The following is a 19131-nucleotide window of genomic DNA, read 5'->3' on the forward strand; positions in this document are numbered from 1 at the left end:
CGAAGCGTCACAATTATCTGTAACTGAAATTAGGTTTCTATAATCTGGAATTGTGCTGTTGCAAGCCAAAGTTTGATTTCCAATACAAGTAATTATTGGCTTTGTAACATCCGCGGAAGCGTTGACTATAAAACTGCAATCCGAATAATTTCCTGAGGCATCTGTTGCTGTAATTGTTATTGACATTCCATCAACAAAGGCGGTTCCTGCAACTGGATTTTGAACTAAAATTGGAGAAGCGTCACAATTATCTGTAACTGAAATTAAATTTCTATAATCTGGAATTGTAGCGTTGCAAGCCAAAGTCTGATTTCCAATACAAGTCATTACTGGTTTTGTAACATCCGCGGAAGCGTTGATTATAAAACTGCAATCCGAATAATTTCCTGAGGCATCTGTTGCTGTAATTGTTATTGACATTCCGTCAACAAAAGCAGTTCCTGCAACTGGATTTTGAGTCAGAATTGGCGAAGCATCGCAATTATCTGTAACTGAAACTAAATTTCTATAATCTGGAATTGTAGCGTTGCAAGCCAAGGTTTGGTTTCCAATACAAGTCATTACTGGTTTTGTAACATCCGCGGAAGCACTAATTATAAAACTGCAATCTGCATAATTTCCTGAAACGTCTGTTGCTGTAATTGTTATTGACATTCCATCAACAAAGGCGGTTCCTGCAACTGGATTTTGAGTCAGAGTTGGCGAAGCATCGCAATTATCTGTAACTGAAATTAAATTTCTATAATCTGGAATTATAACGTTGCAAGCCAAGGTTTGGTTTCCAATGCAAGTAATTACCGGTTTTGTAACATCTGCGGAAGCGTTGACTATAAAACTGCAATCCGAATAATTTCCTGAGGCGTCTGTTGCTGTAATTTTTATCGACATGCCATCAACAAAGGCGGTTCCTGCAACTGGATTTTGAGCTAAAACTGGCGAAGTATCACAATTATCTGTAACTGAAATTAGGTTTCTATAATCTGGAATTGTGCTGTTGCATGCTAACATTTGGTTTCCGATGCAAGTGATTACCGGTTTTGTAACATCTGCGGAAGCATTAATTATAAAACTGCAATCGGCATAATTTCCTGAAACGTCTGTTGCTCTAATTGTAACTGTCATTCCTGACGTAAAAGCCGTTCCCGGTGCAGGATTTTGTGTATAAACAATTGTTCCTGAACAGTTATCAGTCGCCGTTACGGAACTTCTGTAATCTGGCAAAACACTTCCGCAAGCCAAAGTTTTATTTCCTGTACAAGTAATTACCGGTTTTGTAACATCTGGCGTCGCGTTATGAATAATAAAATCACAAAAAGATGAATTTCCAGATTCGTCTGTATATTTGATGTGAACTGGCATTCCGTCATAAAAAGGCGTTCCGTCAGCCGGTGTCATTTCATAGTGAACCGTTTCACTGCAATTGTCGGCAAGATTCATCATTGGATCAATTGCATAATTTGGTGTTACATCTCCGCAATTTAAAGTCACGTTTGTTGGACAAATAAATGTTGGCGGTTGATTGTCTGCACCAGAAGCGGTTAATGTAATACTGCAATGGCTTTCGTTTCCGGCATCATCTTTTGCAGTAAAATTGATTTGCATTCCGTCGAAGAAAGTCGAACCTGCGCCCGGAAATTGAGTAACATCAATACTTGTATCAGTATCATCTGAAACAATAAGCTGATTCAAATAATTTGGAACCATAGAACCACAAGCCAATTGTTGATCTCCAGGACAAGTTATGCTCGGTGGCAAAATGTCGGTACCAGCAGAAATAGTAAAAGTGCAGGTTTGAAAATTTGTTTTGGCGTCAGTTGCTTTTAAAGTTATCGTTTGTAGTCCTCCTGTATAAATAGTTCCCGGAAGCGGCGTTTGTTCAATTAAAGGATTTGTATCGCAATTATCCGTTACGGTTATTGCAGTTTTGTAATCCGGAATTGCATCGCCAATATTTAAATTTTGATTTATTGGACAATTTGTAATTATTGGTTTTTCATTATCCTCGATTTTTTTCCCAAAAAGTACATAGGCGAAGCCCGGCAGATTATTTGGTACAATAGTATATCGCGCCAATTTAGTTCCAACAATTACATCATCAATTCCGTCGTGATTCACATCTCCGGCATAATTCATATCGTCAGGATATGAATACGGCACGTACATTCTTATATAATCTTTTGTTGTAAAAGCACTTACGTTAACAGTCGCAGTCCAAGTGCTTTTTCCATAATAAATGGCAACACTGTTATTTGATCGTACCAAATAATCATCGAAACCATCGTTATTGAAATCGCCTCCACCAGAAAAAACATCACTAGCACTAGTATTCAGGAATTTAAATCCGTTTGTTCCGTTAAGATCTTTTAAATCAATTAAAGCCGGAAAAGAATTTTTGCCAAACAATATATAATCTCCATTGATTGCCATATCGTTTAATCCGTCGCCATTGATATCGCCTGCTTTTTTAATTCCGATGCTTTCAGACAAAGGCGAAACCGAATTTTCGATTGCAAAACCATTTGTCCCGTTTAAACTCAGTGTATTTAAAACTGCAGGAAAATTAGACGAACGTCCAAAAACTACAAACTTTCTAATTTCGGCCGAATCATCTCCGGTTCCAATTCCGATATCCTGAATTCCGTCGCCATTTACATCGCCAAGACCCGAAATCATTCGTCCTACTTTCCCTTGAACAATATCTCCTTGAATTATAAATCCGTTAGTTCCGTTAATTTGATTGGTTCGTAATACAGCTGGGAAAGGCGAATGTGAGCCGTAAACTACAAAAACATTTCCGGTAGTTGTTCCGTAGCCGTTGTCAATTGTTGCCAGGTCATCAATACCATCGCCGTTAATGTCTCCTACATTTGTGACATCAATCCCAATTGCCGAATAACCGTTTACACCAATTAACGCAAAACCGTTTGTTCCATTTAATGATGACAAAAGAATTTCTGAAGGAAAACCAGATGCTTTTCCAAAAACAACGTAAACATGTCCAATTTCATTTCCGTATGTAGTATGCCTGTACGGATCACTAATCATAAAATCACCAATTCCGTCGCCATTGATATCTCCTGCGGCACCAACATCATAACCCGTAACAGGAAAATTAGTTTGTGGCAAATCGTTGGTGATTTTAAAGCCATTTGTTCCATTCAACAAAGCCAAATCAATGTTTGGCGGAAAACCAGAAGCTGTTCCATAAACTACATAACCTGCGCCGTTTATTGTTCTGTAAATATTATTATATGGACCACTTGCCGACTGATATTCGCCAGGAGCGCCAATTATAAAATCGGTGATTCCATCGCCATTTACATCACCAGCTGTATTTACGCTTGCGCCTGCAAGTCCTGAGGATTTTTCTCCATAAACAGAAAAGCCTAATGTACCATTTAAATCTGCTGTACTCAAATAAGCCGTTTTACAATCAAATACGGGAGTATTGGTTTTAAGCTTTACTAAGAAAGTACAGGAACTTACATTTCCTGATTCATCTTTAACCGTAATCGTTACATTCGTATTTGCCGTAAAAAGTGTTCCTTCGGGAGGATTTTGAGTAAATACCAAATCATTTACATCTGTACAATTATCTGAAATAGTACCTAAAAAATGAACATAATTTGGCAATGTAGCATTTGCATACAATTCCATTCCGGTAGGGCAATTTATTACAGGCAGAACGGCATCTTTACGATCAAATTTTTCTCCATAAAAAACATATGCGTTTCCTTTGATGTTGAAAGTAGCACTCATTCCGATGGAACCTATAACAAAATCATTCGTTCCATCGGCATTGAAATCGCCTAGACCGCTGGCATCGGCACCAAAAACATAAAAGGAGTAATAGTTCTCGTCATTAAAAACCTGATAGCCTTTTGCGTCTACAATTTCATTATCGCCAATAATGCCTGCCGCGGTTGTTCCCCCAAAAACAACATATGCGGCACCATTATTCGCTCTTCCGCCTTTTTTGGCGGTTATTATAATATCATTTTTTCCATCCTTATTTATATCTCTAACTGAATTTACTTTGTATCCAAAATTCTCATTAGCTACTTTTCCTTGAAAAATTACTGCATTAGATGCATTTAACGAACTGTTAGAAAAAGTAGATGCAAACGGAGTATTTTTTCCAAAAAGCACAAAAGCCTCCCCTGCTTGCGAAATTCCATTCACGGTTTTGCCATATCCACCTATCAATACATCATCAATACCATCAGAATTAAAATCTTTAACGCCTGCAACCGAAGCTCCTAAATAATTATAATTTCCTGTTCCAGTAATTACAAAACCTTCGGTAGCGCCCATTGTATCCAAACTATATAAAGCGGCATAAGGTGTACTTTTCCCAAACCAGACTACCGCTCTTCCATTATTTGTAAAACCGCCATCGCTAAAACTAGGAAGTCCAAAAACCAAGTCGTCTATTCCATCGTTATTAATATCGCCAGCGTTACGTCCGACAACATTCGGGCCTAAAAAAGTAATATGATAACCATTAATAATAAATCCATTAGCCCCATTTAAGGCCATTGTATTCAAATTTGTGAGTCCGCTTTTTCCAAAAACGATTACATAGTGAACATAAAATCCGCCATCAATAGTCAAAAGCACATCGTTGATTCCATCATGATTTAAATCGCCAGCATTGCTTAGATCAACAATATCTGTGTATGTAGAAGAATCAACAAAAAATGCGGCGCTATTTGAAGTATTTAAATCAGTTCTATTATAAACCGGTAAAAATGGCGAAGAAGATCCGTAAAAAACAAATGCTGTAGCCTGATTTCCAAATTCACTTCCAATAATAACATCATCAATTCCGTCATTATTTAAATCGCCTGCATCACTTATTACAGCACCTAATCGCTCATTTGCCACAACGCCTCTTATTACAAATCCGTTTGTACCATTAAGCGTTGTTACATCAAAAGTGCTGATGGAAAGTCCAGCTTTTCCAAAAATAATGTAGATTTCCCCAACGTTCGCATTTCCGCCAAAATCTACATTTGGAGCACCAATCATTAAATCCTCAATTCCATCGTTATTGATATCTCCAGCGCTTTTTACGCTTTTACCAAAATCATCTGCTCCAGCTTTTCCTTCTGCAGAGAAACCATTAAATCCGTTTAAACTTGATTTGGGAATTTGCGGACAGCCATTCTGACCATAAGAAAACAATATTCCCGAAAAGAAAATTATGCTAAAAAACTTTAGTGTTTTATTGAAAACAATTGTGTGATTTTTCATTCTCCTGCTATATGTTTTACCTCTTTTCATAAAGGGCAAAACTATAATTCGGATCAATTTTACACATCACTATAAATAGTGATTTTTGGTTTTTGAAATTTTTACGGCTTTTCCATTTTTTAGAAACTGTTGCCAACTGTTAATTATGCAGCTCTAAATACATTTTATGTAAGAGCTTCCTCTTGTTTCGTTGGTAAATTTGTAAAAACACAACTTTTAACTTTAAAAGGAAACGTTATGGAAAAGTATCACAACCCCGATTACAATCAGCACGATCCTGATTTTATCGAACAAAATATTATCGTGAATGGCTCTTTTAATGAAGATGAATTCAGACAAGATTTAAGAGAACAAAATACTCATGAATTTAGCGAAAGTGATCCTGACTATATTGATCAAAACACTTTGGTTGACCATGATAATTATGCACGAGATGAAGATCCGTATCAATATCAGGAAGAATTTATAGAAGATATGAAACATCTTCCGACAGGTTTTGAAAAAAACACCAATATTCGATCTGAAAATATTCCGAATCAAGAACGAATTGTAAATGAAGATGATGCGATTACAAATGATGATCGAAAAAATGATTTTGATGACGATTATGATCCCGATTTAGATTTAGAAAAGGACAGCGACTTAGATGACGACGACACAAAAGATATGGATGATTTTGATGCCGAGCATTATCCTGAAAATCATCCGAGAGCATAATTAAATGATCATGGAGCTGACCACTCAAATTATCTGGCTTTTTGCTTTAGCTGTTCCAATTGCTTGTATCAGTTGGACTGTGACGCATGAAGAAATCTTTAAAGAACCGAGAGAATGGTGTGTCAGACATTCGAAAAATGACAAGACAATTTTGTCAAGAAAAGCATTTTATCTTTTTACTTGCGAATATTGTTTCAGTCATTATGTCACAATTGCCTTTTTAGTGCTTTGCGATTATAAACTTTTGTTAAATGACTGGCGCGGTTACATTTTGGCAGGATTCTCGCTGGTTTTTATGGCAAATGTTTATATGAGCCTTTTTGCTTTATTAAGACAAGCAATAAAAAAAGAAAAAGTAGAAATAGAAAAAATTGAGAACGAGGCAGAAAATGAAAAGCTGTCCAATTAAATAGAAATAAAGTTTAACTAAATATAATTATACGCATGGAAAATTTGAATTTTATAGATCCTTTATTACACGGAATAACGCCTGCTCCGGCTTCAAAATTATCAACAAAGAATTTAGTTTTAGCGGGACTTGGGGCGCTTTTAGCTGGTGCCGTATTGAAAAAAACAGGGCACAATAAAACAGCTGCAGTGGTAGGAAGTTTAGCATTGCCTCTTTTGTCGACAGCATGCTACAAACAAATCTCAAAATCATACAAAGCAAAAAAAGAACTTACAGATAGCAGCGGAATTGAATATAATCACTAATATTTTAGATTTTAGATTTTAGATTTTAGATTTTAGATTTTAGATTTTAGATTTTAGATTTTAGATTTTGTCATAAAAAAACAGCTTAAATTTTAATAAAATTTAAGCTGTTTTTTTATTCAATCTTTGCCGAATAACTCATAACTTACAACTCATAACTCATAATCAAGAAAGATTAATATTTCCTTCAACCCAATTCAAGGCTTTGTTGAAATTCTCCTTTTTGAATCCGTGGAATTCTCCTGGAACTACAAAATTGAATCCGTTTGTAAATGAAATAATATCTTCTGAATCAGAAATAATTGCAGCTCTATTCCATTTTCCTAAATGTTTCAATCCTAGCAATGCATCTTGAAGCCATGCTCCGGCAGTAAAATTTTCGATATCAGTATCTAGAACCAACAAAAAATTAATTTCATTAGTTTGTTTTACCAAATGTTCTACCGCTGGAACAACAACGCTTAAAAAATCATCTTTTGTTACTTCTGCCAATGCTCGAAATGCAACAATATTATCTGTAGTGTCAATTTGATGTATCATGATAGTATTAAATTTTGAATGTTATTTAATGTTGAGATTATACCAATAAAATGCATGCATAAAACTCCAATCAAAAATACTTCTTGAACCACTTTTAAGTATTATAACATCTCTTTGGAATTTTATAAAATAACGATGTTATATTGCTTTGAATCTGCATTTTACAAATAAGCTATTTATTAAAAAAAAGAAAGCGATAATAAATTCTATTATCGCTTTCTTTTTTATGCTTTACTAATTTTTGTTTTATCTATTTCGTCAATAAAAGGAATCTGATCTTGGATTGCTGCTCTTATTGTCACTTGAAGATATTGCTCAATTTGAACAAATTTCGCCGCATTAAGTCCGCCAACTGCTTTTTTAAGCTTTCCATAAGTTTTAGATAGCAATTTGTCATAATCGCCAACATTTTTCAAACTTGCCTCTGTAAGCTGAGCAGCTTTAGCATCATCAAGCGTAGCATAATTATTTCCGTAATCATTTATGATTTGAACTTTTTGTTGTCCCAAAGCTTTTCGAGAAACTTCATATTCGTCATAAATTTTTTGAAACGCAGAAGCTTGTGGCTCAGACAAATTCATATACTGTCTCACTAAATCTGCTTTAGACTTTCCATAAATAGATTGTATAACTTCTACATCTTCTTTTAAGCTCGATTGAGCAAATGAATTTGCAGAGAAAACAAGAAGCGCTAATAAAACTACTTTTTTCATAATTGAATTTTTAATATTAAAGATGCTTTATCGTGGTTTTATTTTTTAAAATCATAACTTAAAACAGCTCCTAAACCAAATTGGAATGTTGATGCATAATCAGTAACTGCTACTGGACCCCAGTAGTAATCCCAATAGTAGTCATATCCAACAGCAGCCGACATGGATTGCAAATAAGCATTGAAATTAACTGAAAATGCTGAATCTGTTTTAACTTTTACACCCGCTTTGATTTCCCATGCAAAATAAGTTCCGCTGCCACTTTTTGGTGATTCAAGAATTGCGACACCCGCGCCTGCACCAAGATATGGAAGTGCCTTTTGAGAACTTGACCCAAAATAATACGTATAATCTGCTAAAATGTAGTTCATAGCACCTTTATCGTCTCCAGCATTAACTTGCCCGCCAGCAGGAATACCATAACCAGGTATTGGAACTTTAGTATATAAAGGCATATGTGTATCTAGTCTGTTATATTTTAATTCAATAGATGCATTATCCATTATAAAATATTCAAATCCCGCCCCATATTCAAATCCATCTTCCACACGAGCGTATGATGAATCGAATTCTACTTTGTCTGAAAAGGTATAACCTCCGTACAAATTAAGCAAAAATGATCCTTGACCTTGCGCCGACATCGTCAGCGTAAATAAAAAAACAACCAATAATAAATGATACTTTTTCATGACTTTGATTTTTTAAATTAGTTTGTTAATTCGGTTTCTTTCTAATTTCTTACAATAAATAAGAAAAATTGAGTTTGCTTTTTTCTTCAACCATTCACTTTTCTTAATTTACTATCAGCATAGAATTATTATTTTTTTGATTGAGATCAAAATTATCCAAATTGATAACCGGTACCTGTTAATTAAGAGCTCATATTGGTTTCAAATTATAATTTGAAACCAATAAAATAGCAAAAACCTAAAAAACGCTACCAGTTTTTTCTTAACAAAAAACATTTACTTTATTGATTTCCATATATTTACAATAATTTTATCAAAAAAAAAAAAAAAATTAGTAAGCTATTATTTAATAAAGTAAAACAACTAAAACTTAATCCGAAATTATTATGGCAGACATTTACAAAGTAATCATTAGCCTTTATGCTGATGTTTACAAAAATATTGGGGCTGATGGAAAGCCAAAGGGAAAGAATAATACCATCCTTATGGGATCGTTTGTAAAGCTTTTGCCCGAAGAAAATAATAACTGGCAAAAAATTCTGGCCTTTGGAAAAGAAGGTTGGATTGATAAAACTTGTTTAGGTCTTTCTGCTGCTTTAAAATGTTTTTATGTAGATGTGGGACAAGGCGACGGAGCGCTTCTTGAAGTTGGAAATGATGAAAACGGACTCAAAATAATTATTGACGGAGGACCAAATGATAACTTAAGTCATTATTTGAGCAAATGGCAGTACAAATATTATTTTGACAAAAACAAAAAAGTACATCTTGATTATATTTTCATTAGCCATTTTGATAAAGATCATTATCAAGGTCTGATCGATATTATTAATGATGACCATTATACCATTGGAACAATTTACCATAACGGAATTGCCAAATTCAATGACACAAAAACGAATTTCCCTAAACAAGAATACAATACCGAATTAGGGAAAAAATCGAAACACAATGGCGAATATTATCTTGAAACTTCATTTAGTACTCTGGCTGAATTTAATGCTTTAAAAGCAAAAGGTGGCATGCTTGATTTGCAGGAAAAATTTCTGAATGCAGTCAATACGGCTACGAGTCAAGGTCGTCTTGGAGATTTTGTTCGTTTGGATCATACAAGTACGATTCCTTCAAAAACAATCAACAATAAAAATTTCGCTATAGAAGTTTTGGGTCCTGTAACTTCAAAAATCGACAACAAAGTAGTTTACAAATATTTTGACGATGAAGCACATACAATAAATGGCCATAGTATTGTTTTGAAAATAACTTACGGAAATCGTTCTTTTTTATATGGTGGAGATTTGAATATTCCTGCCGAAGATCATTTATTGGAACATTATGGCACTTCGAATCCGTTTGAGGTTGATGTAGCAAAATCGTGCCATCACGGAGCATCTGAATTTACAACTGATTTTATGGCAAAAGTGAATCCGTATGCCACTGTAATTTCTTCTGGAGATAATGAAACCTACTCGCACCCGCGCGCCGATGCTATTGGCTGTGCCGGAAAATATACAAAATCAAAAAGACCACTAGTTTTCTCAACAGAATTGGCGCGTTCTACTGCCGAAGGAAGTACCAGAATCAAATACGGAATGATCAATATGCGTTGCGATGGAGACAATATCATTATGGCACAAATGAAAGAAGCAGTCAGCGGCGCAAGCCTCTGGGATTTATATGAACAGAGTTTTTTTAATGTTTGATTTGTTTCAAGTTTCAAGTTGAAATGCGACTCGGATTGGGCTGATTTTTTAACGCAAAGTTCGCTAAGGTTTACGCAAAAGAACGCAAAGTTTTTTAGTAAGTTTCATAGAATGAAAAAGTTCGCAAAGCCTTATTGATAAAGCTTTGCGAACTTCGCGTTTATTGTAGACAAACTAAGATAAAAAAAACCTTGCGAACTTTGCGTTAAAAAATCAGCCCAAGTCACATTTCAACTTGAAACCTGAAACTTCTAAAAAAAATAGAAGCCCGTCTTTTTCAAGACGGGCTTTTCTAATAAAAAAATAAATAAAAAATAAACTAACTAACACAACTTAGTTATAACCTTGATTCTGTGTAAATTGTTTCGTTACGTCAATCGTAGATTGTGGAATTGGGAATACTCTTCTAAACGGTTGTGAAGCCGATTTAGCAGTTCCTGGCAAATCAAATTTCCCGAAACGAATCATTTGTGGTCTTCTGTATAATTCCCAATACAATTCGAAACCAATTTCATTGTATAATTGAGTCGCATCAAGCGATGTAAGCGCTTTTCCTGGAACACTTCCAAACAAAGCTTCTCTCTTTCTGCTTGTACGCAATTTGTTTAAATCATCCATTGCCAAACCTACGCTTCCTTTTCTGAAATAAGCTTCAGCTCTCATCGTATAAATTCCACCTAAACGGAACAATGGAATATCAACATTACTGTTTCCGTTTCCTCCTTCTGGATCAAATTCATATTTAAATACTCTTGCTCCCTTATTGATTTCATTTTGAGCAAAAACGGCCTGAGCTGGATTTTTGAAAGTCAATGATGGTGTAAAATCCATTCTAGTTGTTGTACTTTTTTCCATATATAATGGAGAAACTTTAATACGTCCGTTGATCATTTCTAAAGAACCTGAAGACAATAAAATTGGTCCGTATTGTGGTCCATACTCAATTCCTCTGTTAAAGTGGAACCAAGGCAAATTAGCGCTTTTCGGAACGATATCTGTTGCAGGAACACTTACGTCTGTTCCGTCATTTTTGAACCAAGTTCCATCTGAATATTGATATTTTTGCTGAAATCTTGGATCATCATGATTTCCATCCCAAGTTGCAAAAAATTCTGGAGTCGTACATGCTGCGTTAGTTCCTCTGTTTGCTGCAGAAGTTCTTTGGTTACGCTCCATACATACATAAGCAAAACTGTTTGAACCGTTGCGGATGTAATCTATTTTTTGAGAAATTGCAAAAATAAGCTCTTTTCCTTTATCATTATCTCTTGCAAAGTTTTTGAAATAATCGCTTTCTAAAGAATATTTTCCAGAATTGATCAATAAAGAAGTATAATAAATTACACGATCCATATCGGTTCCTCCACCTGAAACTGACGCTTCACTGAAGTTAAAGTTTGAAGTTGCATTGAAACGATCTTTAAATACAGCACGATTCAAATACATTGTTGCCAAAAATCCGTAAGCCGCTTCTTTTGTAAAACGTCCGTGGTGCGTTTGCTGTTCGCCCATGCTTGCTAAATCTGGAATTAAAGCTTCAACATCGGTAATTAATTTATCAATTTGAGTATCGGCTTTTAAAATTTGCAAAGGCGCGTTTGGGTTCATTGGATCTCTATATGGCGCTTGTCCGTACAAATCTAAAGTCGTGTATAAATAATAATCTAAAAGCCCTTTAGCTTCTGCCAAAAACAATTTCTTTTCTGGAATTGAGCTTTCTTCAACCGATTGAATTGCGGTCAGCGAACGAGTAATTCCGTTAGTCAATTTATTCCAGTTGTCCCCTACAATAGCATTATCCGATTTCCATGTAAACTCATGCATGTCTCTCCATTTTCCTCCATCTCCCCAGTCGCTTCCACGTGTTGGCAAAATGGCTTCATCTGTCGTATATTCTTGCAAAGAGAAAACACCTCCGTGATCTACAAAAGTTCCATCTCCTAATCGATCATAAGCTGCCGCAAGTGCACCTGCTGGATTAGAAGCATTATCGCCTAAAACCTCGTCCAAAACCACTTCATCAAGATCTGTACAGCTGGCAAACAGCCAGATAAATGAGAACAAGGCAATTAATTTTATACTAAAAAATGTATTTGTCTTCATAATAAATTATAGTTTTAAAGTTGCTCCAAAACTGAACGTTCTAGAAGTTGGGTAAGCAGCATAATCAATACCAATTGACTGGTTTCCTCCATTTGATTTTGGGCTGTTGATTAATGGGTCAAAGCCTGTGTAATTTGTAATTGTTACCAAGTTTTGTCCTGTAACATAAAGCGTTAAACCATTGATCCAGTTGATTCCTTTTAAATCGAAATTGTAACCAATACGAGCTGTATTTAATCGGATAAAATCAGATTTCTCTAAGAAAAGTGTCGATAAAATTGGAGAGTTTGTTGGGTTTGCACCAGATTCATAATAACCTGTTGCCACGTTTCTATCAGAAGCTAAGTTGTTAATATTTAAAGCATTCAGTCCAGTGTTATTCAATAAATAACCACCTGTTTGTCCAATGATTGAGAATGAGAATGTGAAGTTTTTGTATCTCATATCACTGTTGAAACCGTAATAGAATGTTGGCAATGCACCTTCAATAATAATTCTGTCGCTGTTGTCAATTTTTCCGTCTCCATTTTGATCTTTAAAAATATTTGCTCCGTTGGCATCAAAACCAATGTGTTGCAATAAATAGAAAGATCCCGCTGCATAACCGCTTTTGTAAATGTTTGCATTTACCCCAGATTGTCCTGGTCCTGAAATAGTTCCTGTCAAAATTTCTGAAACTGGCAAATCTTGAATTTTATTGTTTAAAGTCGCACCGTTCATATCAATGTTCCAAGAAAAATCTTTTTTGTCAATCAATTTTGAACCTAACATAAATTCAAAACCTTTATTGATGATTTTTCCGTCGATATTTGTCCAGATTGTAGTCGTTGGGCTTAACGCTTGTGACGGAACATTTAGAATTGCATCTGTTGTAGTTTTGTTGAAATAATCGAAAGTTCCATACAATTTGTCGTTCCAGAAACTGAAATCTAAACCTAAATTGTATTGTGTTACTACTTCCCATTTCAAATCAGGATTTGGTGTTCTGTTTACCGAAACTCCATTTACCAGATTCAAATCGCTGTATAAATAATATCCATCAGCACCTGAAAGTGAATAACTTGCCTGCGTAATTTTATTTTCAACTTCCTGATTTCCTGTTTGTCCCCAGCTTGCTCTTAATTTCAAGTTGCTTACTGCAGTTACATCTTCTAAGAATTTTTCTTTAGAAATATTCCATCCTAAAGCTGCTGATGGAAAATAACCGTATTTATTGTTTTTCCCAAAACGAGTCGAACCGTCAGCTCTCATCGAAGCTGTCAAAAGATATTTGTCATTGAAAGTGTAATTTACTCTTCCAAAATAAGACTGAAGCTCGTTTTCTTGCGCATATCCAGAAACTCCAGATTGTGTTCCTGCAAAACCAGGATTGATTGCTGGAGGCACCCCAACACCTTGGTTCGAAATTCCGTCAACACTGAAAGAGGTTCCAGATCTTTCGAATTTTTGGTATGAAAATCCGCCTAAAGCTTCGATTTTATGTTTATCCAAATTCAAATTGTAAGTCAAGTAGTGCTCTACTAAAGAGTTTCTTGAATCTAAATTACTCTGAACATATTTCCCTTTCGGATTCAAATCGGTTAAGTTTGGAAAAATAGTCGTGTTTCTTTCTGACATAGAACGGTCAAAACCAATGTTTAATTTGTACTCCAATCCGTCAACAATTCTTAAAGAAGCTTCTAAATTTCCTAAAACTCTCATTGTACGCGTTACATCATCATAAATGCTTAATAAATAAGCTGGGTTATAATGCGCATTCATGTTGAAGTTTGTATAGTTTCCTTTTGAATCAAAAACAGATCTTGTTGGGTTTGCCATCAAAGTATGAACGATCAACTGTCCGTTTGAACCTCCGTCATCACTTGTAGGAACTCCGTTATCTTTAGTTTCACTCGCTGTAAGATTCATTTTTACTTTCAGACGTTTGTTATCCAAAAACGACTCAGCAGCGTTAATTCTTCCCGACATACGTTTGAAATTACTCTTATTGATAATTCCTTCCTGATTCATTTGCGCAATCGAAGCATAGTAATTTCCAGACTCTGTTTGTTTTGAAAAAGCCAATGAATTATTTGTTGTAATAGCAGTTCTAAAAATCACATCTTGCCAATCTGTATTTCCACCGTGATCAAAAGCTGGATCTTTAATCGCTTTTCTGTATTCATCAGCGCTTAAAACATCAAGTTTATGAGCCACATTCGAAATTCCTGTATAAGAATCAAAAGTCAACGTTCCTTCGCCTTTTGAGCCTTTTTTAGTTGTAACCAAAACAACTCCGTTTGATCCTCTTGCACCGTAAATCGCTGCTGCTGAAGCATCTTTCAAAACGGTAATCGATTCGATATCACTTGTGTTCAAAAAGTTTAAAGGATTTTTAGCCGATGAATTTCCGAAACCAACATTACTTCCTGACGGACTCACATCATCATTTGACAAAGGCACTCCATCCACAACAAACAAAGGCGTACTTCCGCTTCTGATAGATCCTACACCTCTTATCGTTACATTTACAGCAGCTCCAGGCTCACCGCTTGTATTTACAACACGAACTCCGGCAATTTTCCCTTGCATTAAATTATCTACAGAAATATTTACACCTTGCTTAAAATTTGCTGCTTCAAGCTGCGTAACCGCACCAGTTACATCTTTTTTAGATTGTTTTCCGTAACCTACAACTAAAACTTCGCTCAATTCAGAAGTATTTGGTTCTAACTGAATTGTCATAAAAGTTTTTTGTGCAGCAACAACTTTCGTTTTATAACCTAAATACGAAACTTCAATTGTTTTTCCGTCACCAACCGTAATTTCAAATTCACCATCAAAATTAGAAACTGCACTGTTTGACGAACTTGTTTCCATAATCGTCGCACCTGGAATTGGCACATTATTTTCATCAACTACTTTTCCTTTTACTTTAACTCTGTCTGCTGCTTTTACAGTTGTAATTTTTGGAGCTGCAGTTTTCTGAATCAAAACTAATTTTCCGTTGATATTGTAATTGAAATTTGCTTTTTTTGAAAGGTCATTCAAAATTGCCGAAATTGTTTCGCCAGCAAAATTTACCGTGTAAGTTGTGTTATCAGCAATTACAGCTTGTCCGTAACTGAATTTGTAATCTGTTTGTTGGCTCAATTTTGAAAATATAGAAACTAGAGTTGCTTTTTCTATTTTATTTTCTAAATTTGATTTTTTTACTAAAGTTTTACTAAAACCTGTCTGTAAGGTCAGTAAAGCCAGAACTAAAAAGAAAAGACTCTTTAGATTTAAATAAGAAGTTTTAAAATACATGATTTAAGTTATTGGTTTTTTTACGATACTTAATTTATTCAAAGGCAGTTGTTCCAGCAGCTGCTTTTTTGTTTTAATCCACTTTTACTATTTCGCCATAAACTCTGAATTTTAGGTTTGTGATATAATTTATTTGTTCTAAAACATTCTCTAATGTTGCGTCTTTTTTGATGAATACCGTTAACGGCGTTGCTAACACGCGCTCATTATCATATTGAAATGAAACTCCGTATTTATATTGTAAAATCGTAATGACTTGTTTAAGTGTGGTTTCATTTAGTGTTACATCGGTTGAATACCAATTCACTAAAAATGATTTGTCCGCTAATTGCTTCGTCAATTTGTTTGATTCGAATAAAGCTTCTTCATTTGGAACCAAATCAACGCTCTGCCCTTTTGAACTCACGTTTACTTTTCCAGTTACCACAATCACTTCACATTTTGATTTCGAAAGCTGAATGTGAAATGATGTTCCGACTACTCTGGTTCGAATTTCGCGGGAAGTAATTATAAAAGGATGTTTTTTGTCTTTGGCGATTTCAAAAAATGCATTTCCTTTTAAAAGAGTCACTTTTCTTTCATCTCCTTCAAATTTTTCGGGATATTGAAATAATGAGTTTGCTGCCAGATAAATTTTCGAGCCGTCACTTAATTGGATAGATTTGGGAATCGATGACGTTTTAAACGATAATTGCTTTTCAACAGCAATTTTTGGTTTAAGCCAAAAGCCTAAACCGGCAAGAATAAGAATACTGGCAGCGGCCATATATTTTAAATAAGGATAAAAGGTTTTCTTTTTTCCTATTCGAAGCTGAATATTGTCATATATATCTTGAGAAACTTCCTCAGAATTTCCCATCGAAAGTTCATCCCATTTTGATTTTTGATATTGATTGAAGGCAAAATCATTTAGCAGATTTTCTTCTGCAATTGAAGTTTTATTTCTTGAACTTTTATCGATAAGATGTTCTAAACTATGCTTGATTCTTTTTATCATACTACTTTGTGTGATTTTTTCAACACATAGAAACATAGTTTTACTTACTTATTAAAGGCGTTTCACTTTGCATTAATAATCATAGCATTTTGCTATGTGTAAAAACTAGTTTTTCTAAATCTCCTTTTTCAAAAAGAAATACCTATGTTTCTATGTGTTAAAAAAAAACGATTCAATTAAAAAGGTTTGTTATTACAAGTAAGTACCAGAATCTCGAAATCGTACTATCCGCAAATATTATGAAAACATCAACTGAAAGTTATCTTAAAAGTTTTTATGAAAAATAATAAAAGGCGCCAGCCAAGCCAAGTCTTTCAAGCCTTCGCGCAATTGTTTTAATGCCGATGAAATTTGGTTTTTCACCGTTTGTTTCGAAATTCCAAGCTCGTCTGCAATCTGATCGATTGACATATCCTGAAATTTATACATTAATAAAACTTCTTTTCTCTTCTCCGGAAGTTGATCTAATGCGGCATAAAGTAAATCCATTATTTCGGGATCAATCGAAGCAAAATTGTCAATTATATAATCTTCGAACTGATCTTCCAAAATTGTCTTATCAAACCTATTATTTTGATAATGTTTGAAAACCTGATTTTTGACAGCACGAAATAAATAAGGTTCTATCGCATTGATGTTCAAATCGTCTTTTCGTTCCCACAAATCAATAAAAACATCCTGCACGATATTCTGCGCCAAGTCTTTATCCTGAGTCATCGTATACGAAAAAGCATTGAGCTTTTTCCAGTATTGCGTATACGTTTTTTCAAAAATTTCAGGATTCTTCATGGTGATTTCTGGTAGTATTTGGTGATGTAAAATAATGAAATACGACACCAATACTTTTTGCCTGAAAGTTATCTTTAAATTAAATTTCAAATCGATTTGTTTTAATAATACTACTATTTTCGGGCAAAAATGATATTTGGTTTGCGATTTCTTTTCGTTTAGCTAACACCAAAAACAATTACCAATTTTACTTTAGTAATCTCTAAAAAAAGCAATTCTCTGTTGCTGCGTCCTCTTAATTCCACAATCCTAATTTCTTCAAAATCATGAAACAAATTTTGTTTGCAGCATTATTTGCTGGAGCTTTTCAATTGAGTCACGCACAAAATGACAATTTAAAAATCAACCAAATTCAAGTCATCGGTTCACACAATAGTTATCGACACGCTATTGAAACTGATTTATACAATACCATTCAGGCAAAGGACACTTCGCGTTCTTTAAAAGGACTTCAGTACACACATATCAGTCTTACAGAGCAATTAAATAAAGGTTTGCGAAACTTAGAAATTGATGTTCAACCCGATTCGAAAGGCGGAAAATTTGCACACCCGAAAGGTCTTGATATTGCAAAATCACAAGAAGCTTATGACCCAAATGGAGAAATGAAAAAACCAGGGTTCAAAGTTTTTCATATGATTGATATCGATTTTAAAACCTCTTGCTACACGCTTAAAAGCTGTCTTGCTGAACTAAAAAAATGGTCTGACGCAAATCCTGATCACGTTCCGGTTTTTATTACGCTAGAACCTAAAGACGATGATAGTTACTTAGGTACAAAAGCAGAGAAATTTACATCTGAACTTTTTGATGCTTTAGACAAAGAACTTCGTAAAGGTTTAGGAAATAAACTAATTACGCCCGATATGGTTCGCGGAAAATACAAAACACTTGAAGAAGCGGTCTTAAACAATAATTGGCCAACTTTGAAAGAAGCAAAAGGAAAATTTTTATTCCTTTTAGATAATAACGGCGCAAAAAGAGATTTGTACGCATTGAATCATCCGTCCCTTAAGGGACGCGCCGTTTTTATTAATGCTGAACCGGGAAAACCAGAAGCGGCTTGGTTATTCAGAAATAATTCTGAAGATCCATCAATTACTGATTTGGTTAAAAAAGGTTACTTAATAAGAACCCGCGCCGATTCTGATACTAAAGAAGCACGCAAAAATGATTATTCACATTTTGAAGCAGCGAAAAAATCAGGAGCTCAAATCATCAGCACCGATTATTATTTGCCAAGTACTTTCTTTGATTCTCCGTACCAAATTAAATATGATGACGGAACTTATGTGAGAACGAATCCTGTAAATGTGCCTTAATTTTTTTAACCGCAAAGCACGCAAGGTTTTTTATCAAAGATTGCTTATATAAACGCAAAGTTCGCAAAGCTATGGATAAAGCTTTGCGGACTTTGCTGCTTAAATCTGCTCGCAAAGACGCAGAGTCGCCAAGATTATAAAAACTTTGCGACTCTGCGTCTTTGCGAGATTAAAAAAACTTTTTGCGTGCTTTGCGTAAACCTTAGCTCCCGATAGCTATCGGGATTGCGGTTAAAATAAATTAATACTTCTTGAAATCCGGATTTTTAATTTAGTCCCTACGGGACAATATTTCTATAT

General features: G+C 34.8%; 13 protein-coding genes. 5 read left to right on the forward strand and 8 right to left on the reverse strand.

The window, feature by feature from the left end; genetic code table 11:
- The coding region (locus EYY60_RS01320; protein ID WP_162847832.1) for an HYR domain-containing protein at positions 1-5256 on the reverse strand (5256 nt) is incomplete at its 3' end.
- Positions 5257-5493: 237 nt separating this feature from the next.
- Here EYY60_RS01320 and EYY60_RS01325 point away from each other — a divergent pair.
- From EYY60_RS01325 to EYY60_RS01335, 3 genes are read left to right on the forward strand one after another with little or no spacing between them, the layout of a single operon-like run.
- A complete protein-coding gene (locus EYY60_RS01325; protein ID WP_132987610.1) occupies positions 5494-5973 on the forward strand; it encodes a hypothetical protein in 480 nt (159 codons plus the stop codon).
- 10 nt (positions 5974-5983) lie between these two features.
- Positions 5984-6382: a hypothetical protein gene (locus EYY60_RS01330; protein WP_132987611.1), complete on the forward strand. Its 399-nt coding sequence runs from the start codon at positions 5984-5986 to the stop codon at positions 6380-6382.
- 35 nt (positions 6383-6417) lie between these two features.
- Entirely contained in the window at positions 6418-6687 is a 270-nt protein-coding gene (locus EYY60_RS01335) for a PrgI family protein (RefSeq protein WP_132987612.1), read from the forward strand.
- Between the two features lie 165 nt (positions 6688-6852).
- On the opposite strand, the gene EYY60_RS01340 is transcribed toward EYY60_RS01335, so the two are convergent.
- The 3 genes from EYY60_RS01340 to EYY60_RS01350 all read right to left on the reverse strand — a co-directional run bounded on the left by EYY60_RS01340 (position 6853) and on the right by EYY60_RS01350 (position 8629).
- Complete coding sequence (locus tag EYY60_RS01340; RefSeq protein ID WP_132987613.1) at positions 6853-7227, reverse strand: SpoIIAA family protein; 375 nt, start codon at positions 7225-7227, stop codon at positions 6853-6855.
- 224 nt (positions 7228-7451) lie between these two features.
- Positions 7452-7940 (reverse strand): hypothetical protein, encoded by a 489-nt coding sequence (locus EYY60_RS01345; protein WP_132987614.1) that lies wholly within the window; start codon positions 7938-7940, stop codon positions 7452-7454.
- Between the two features lie 38 nt (positions 7941-7978).
- The gene (locus EYY60_RS01350; RefSeq protein ID WP_132987615.1) at positions 7979-8629 is read right to left on the reverse strand and encodes an outer membrane beta-barrel protein; all 651 of its coding nucleotides are present in this window, start codon (positions 8627-8629) and stop codon (positions 7979-7981) included.
- A 386-nt stretch (positions 8630-9015) separates the two neighbouring features.
- On the opposite strand from EYY60_RS01350, the gene EYY60_RS01355 reads away from it, so the two are divergent.
- Positions 9016-10332 carry a ComEC/Rec2 family competence protein gene (locus EYY60_RS01355; protein ID WP_132987616.1) on the forward strand — a complete coding sequence of 439 codons (1317 nt, stop codon included), beginning with the start codon at positions 9016-9018 and terminating at the stop codon, positions 10330-10332.
- A gap of 333 nt (positions 10333-10665) precedes the next feature.
- Here EYY60_RS01355 and EYY60_RS01360 read toward each other — a convergent pair whose 3' ends face one another.
- The 4 genes from EYY60_RS01360 to EYY60_RS01375 form a co-directional block, all read right to left on the reverse strand.
- Positions 10666-12435, reverse strand: coding sequence for a RagB/SusD family nutrient uptake outer membrane protein (locus EYY60_RS01360; protein ID WP_132987617.1), 1770 nt, complete (start codon positions 12433-12435; stop codon positions 10666-10668).
- 6 nt (positions 12436-12441) lie between these two features.
- On the reverse strand, positions 12442-15723 hold the full coding sequence (locus EYY60_RS01365) for a SusC/RagA family TonB-linked outer membrane protein (protein WP_132987618.1): 3282 nt from the start codon (positions 15721-15723) through the stop codon (positions 12442-12444).
- Positions 15724-15796: 73 nt separating this feature from the next.
- Positions 15797-16720, reverse strand: coding sequence for a FecR family protein (locus EYY60_RS01370; protein ID WP_132987619.1), 924 nt, complete (start codon positions 16718-16720; stop codon positions 15797-15799).
- 264 nt (positions 16721-16984) lie between these two features.
- Positions 16985-17599, reverse strand: a complete 615-nt coding sequence (locus EYY60_RS01375; protein ID WP_317128844.1) for an RNA polymerase sigma-70 factor — start codon at positions 17597-17599, stop codon at positions 16985-16987.
- Between the two features lie 176 nt (positions 17600-17775).
- Here EYY60_RS01375 and EYY60_RS01380 point away from each other — a divergent pair, with 176 nt between their 5' ends.
- Positions 17776-18831, forward strand: coding sequence for a phosphatidylinositol-specific phospholipase C1-like protein (locus EYY60_RS01380; RefSeq protein WP_132987620.1), 1056 nt, complete (start codon positions 17776-17778; stop codon positions 18829-18831).
- Positions 18832-19131: the final 300 nt, after the last annotated feature.

Origin of the sequence: Flavobacterium zhairuonense (genome assembly GCF_004352915.1) — a bacterium.
Taxonomy (GTDB): Bacteria; Bacteroidota; Bacteroidia; order Flavobacteriales; family Flavobacteriaceae; genus Flavobacterium; species Flavobacterium zhairuonense.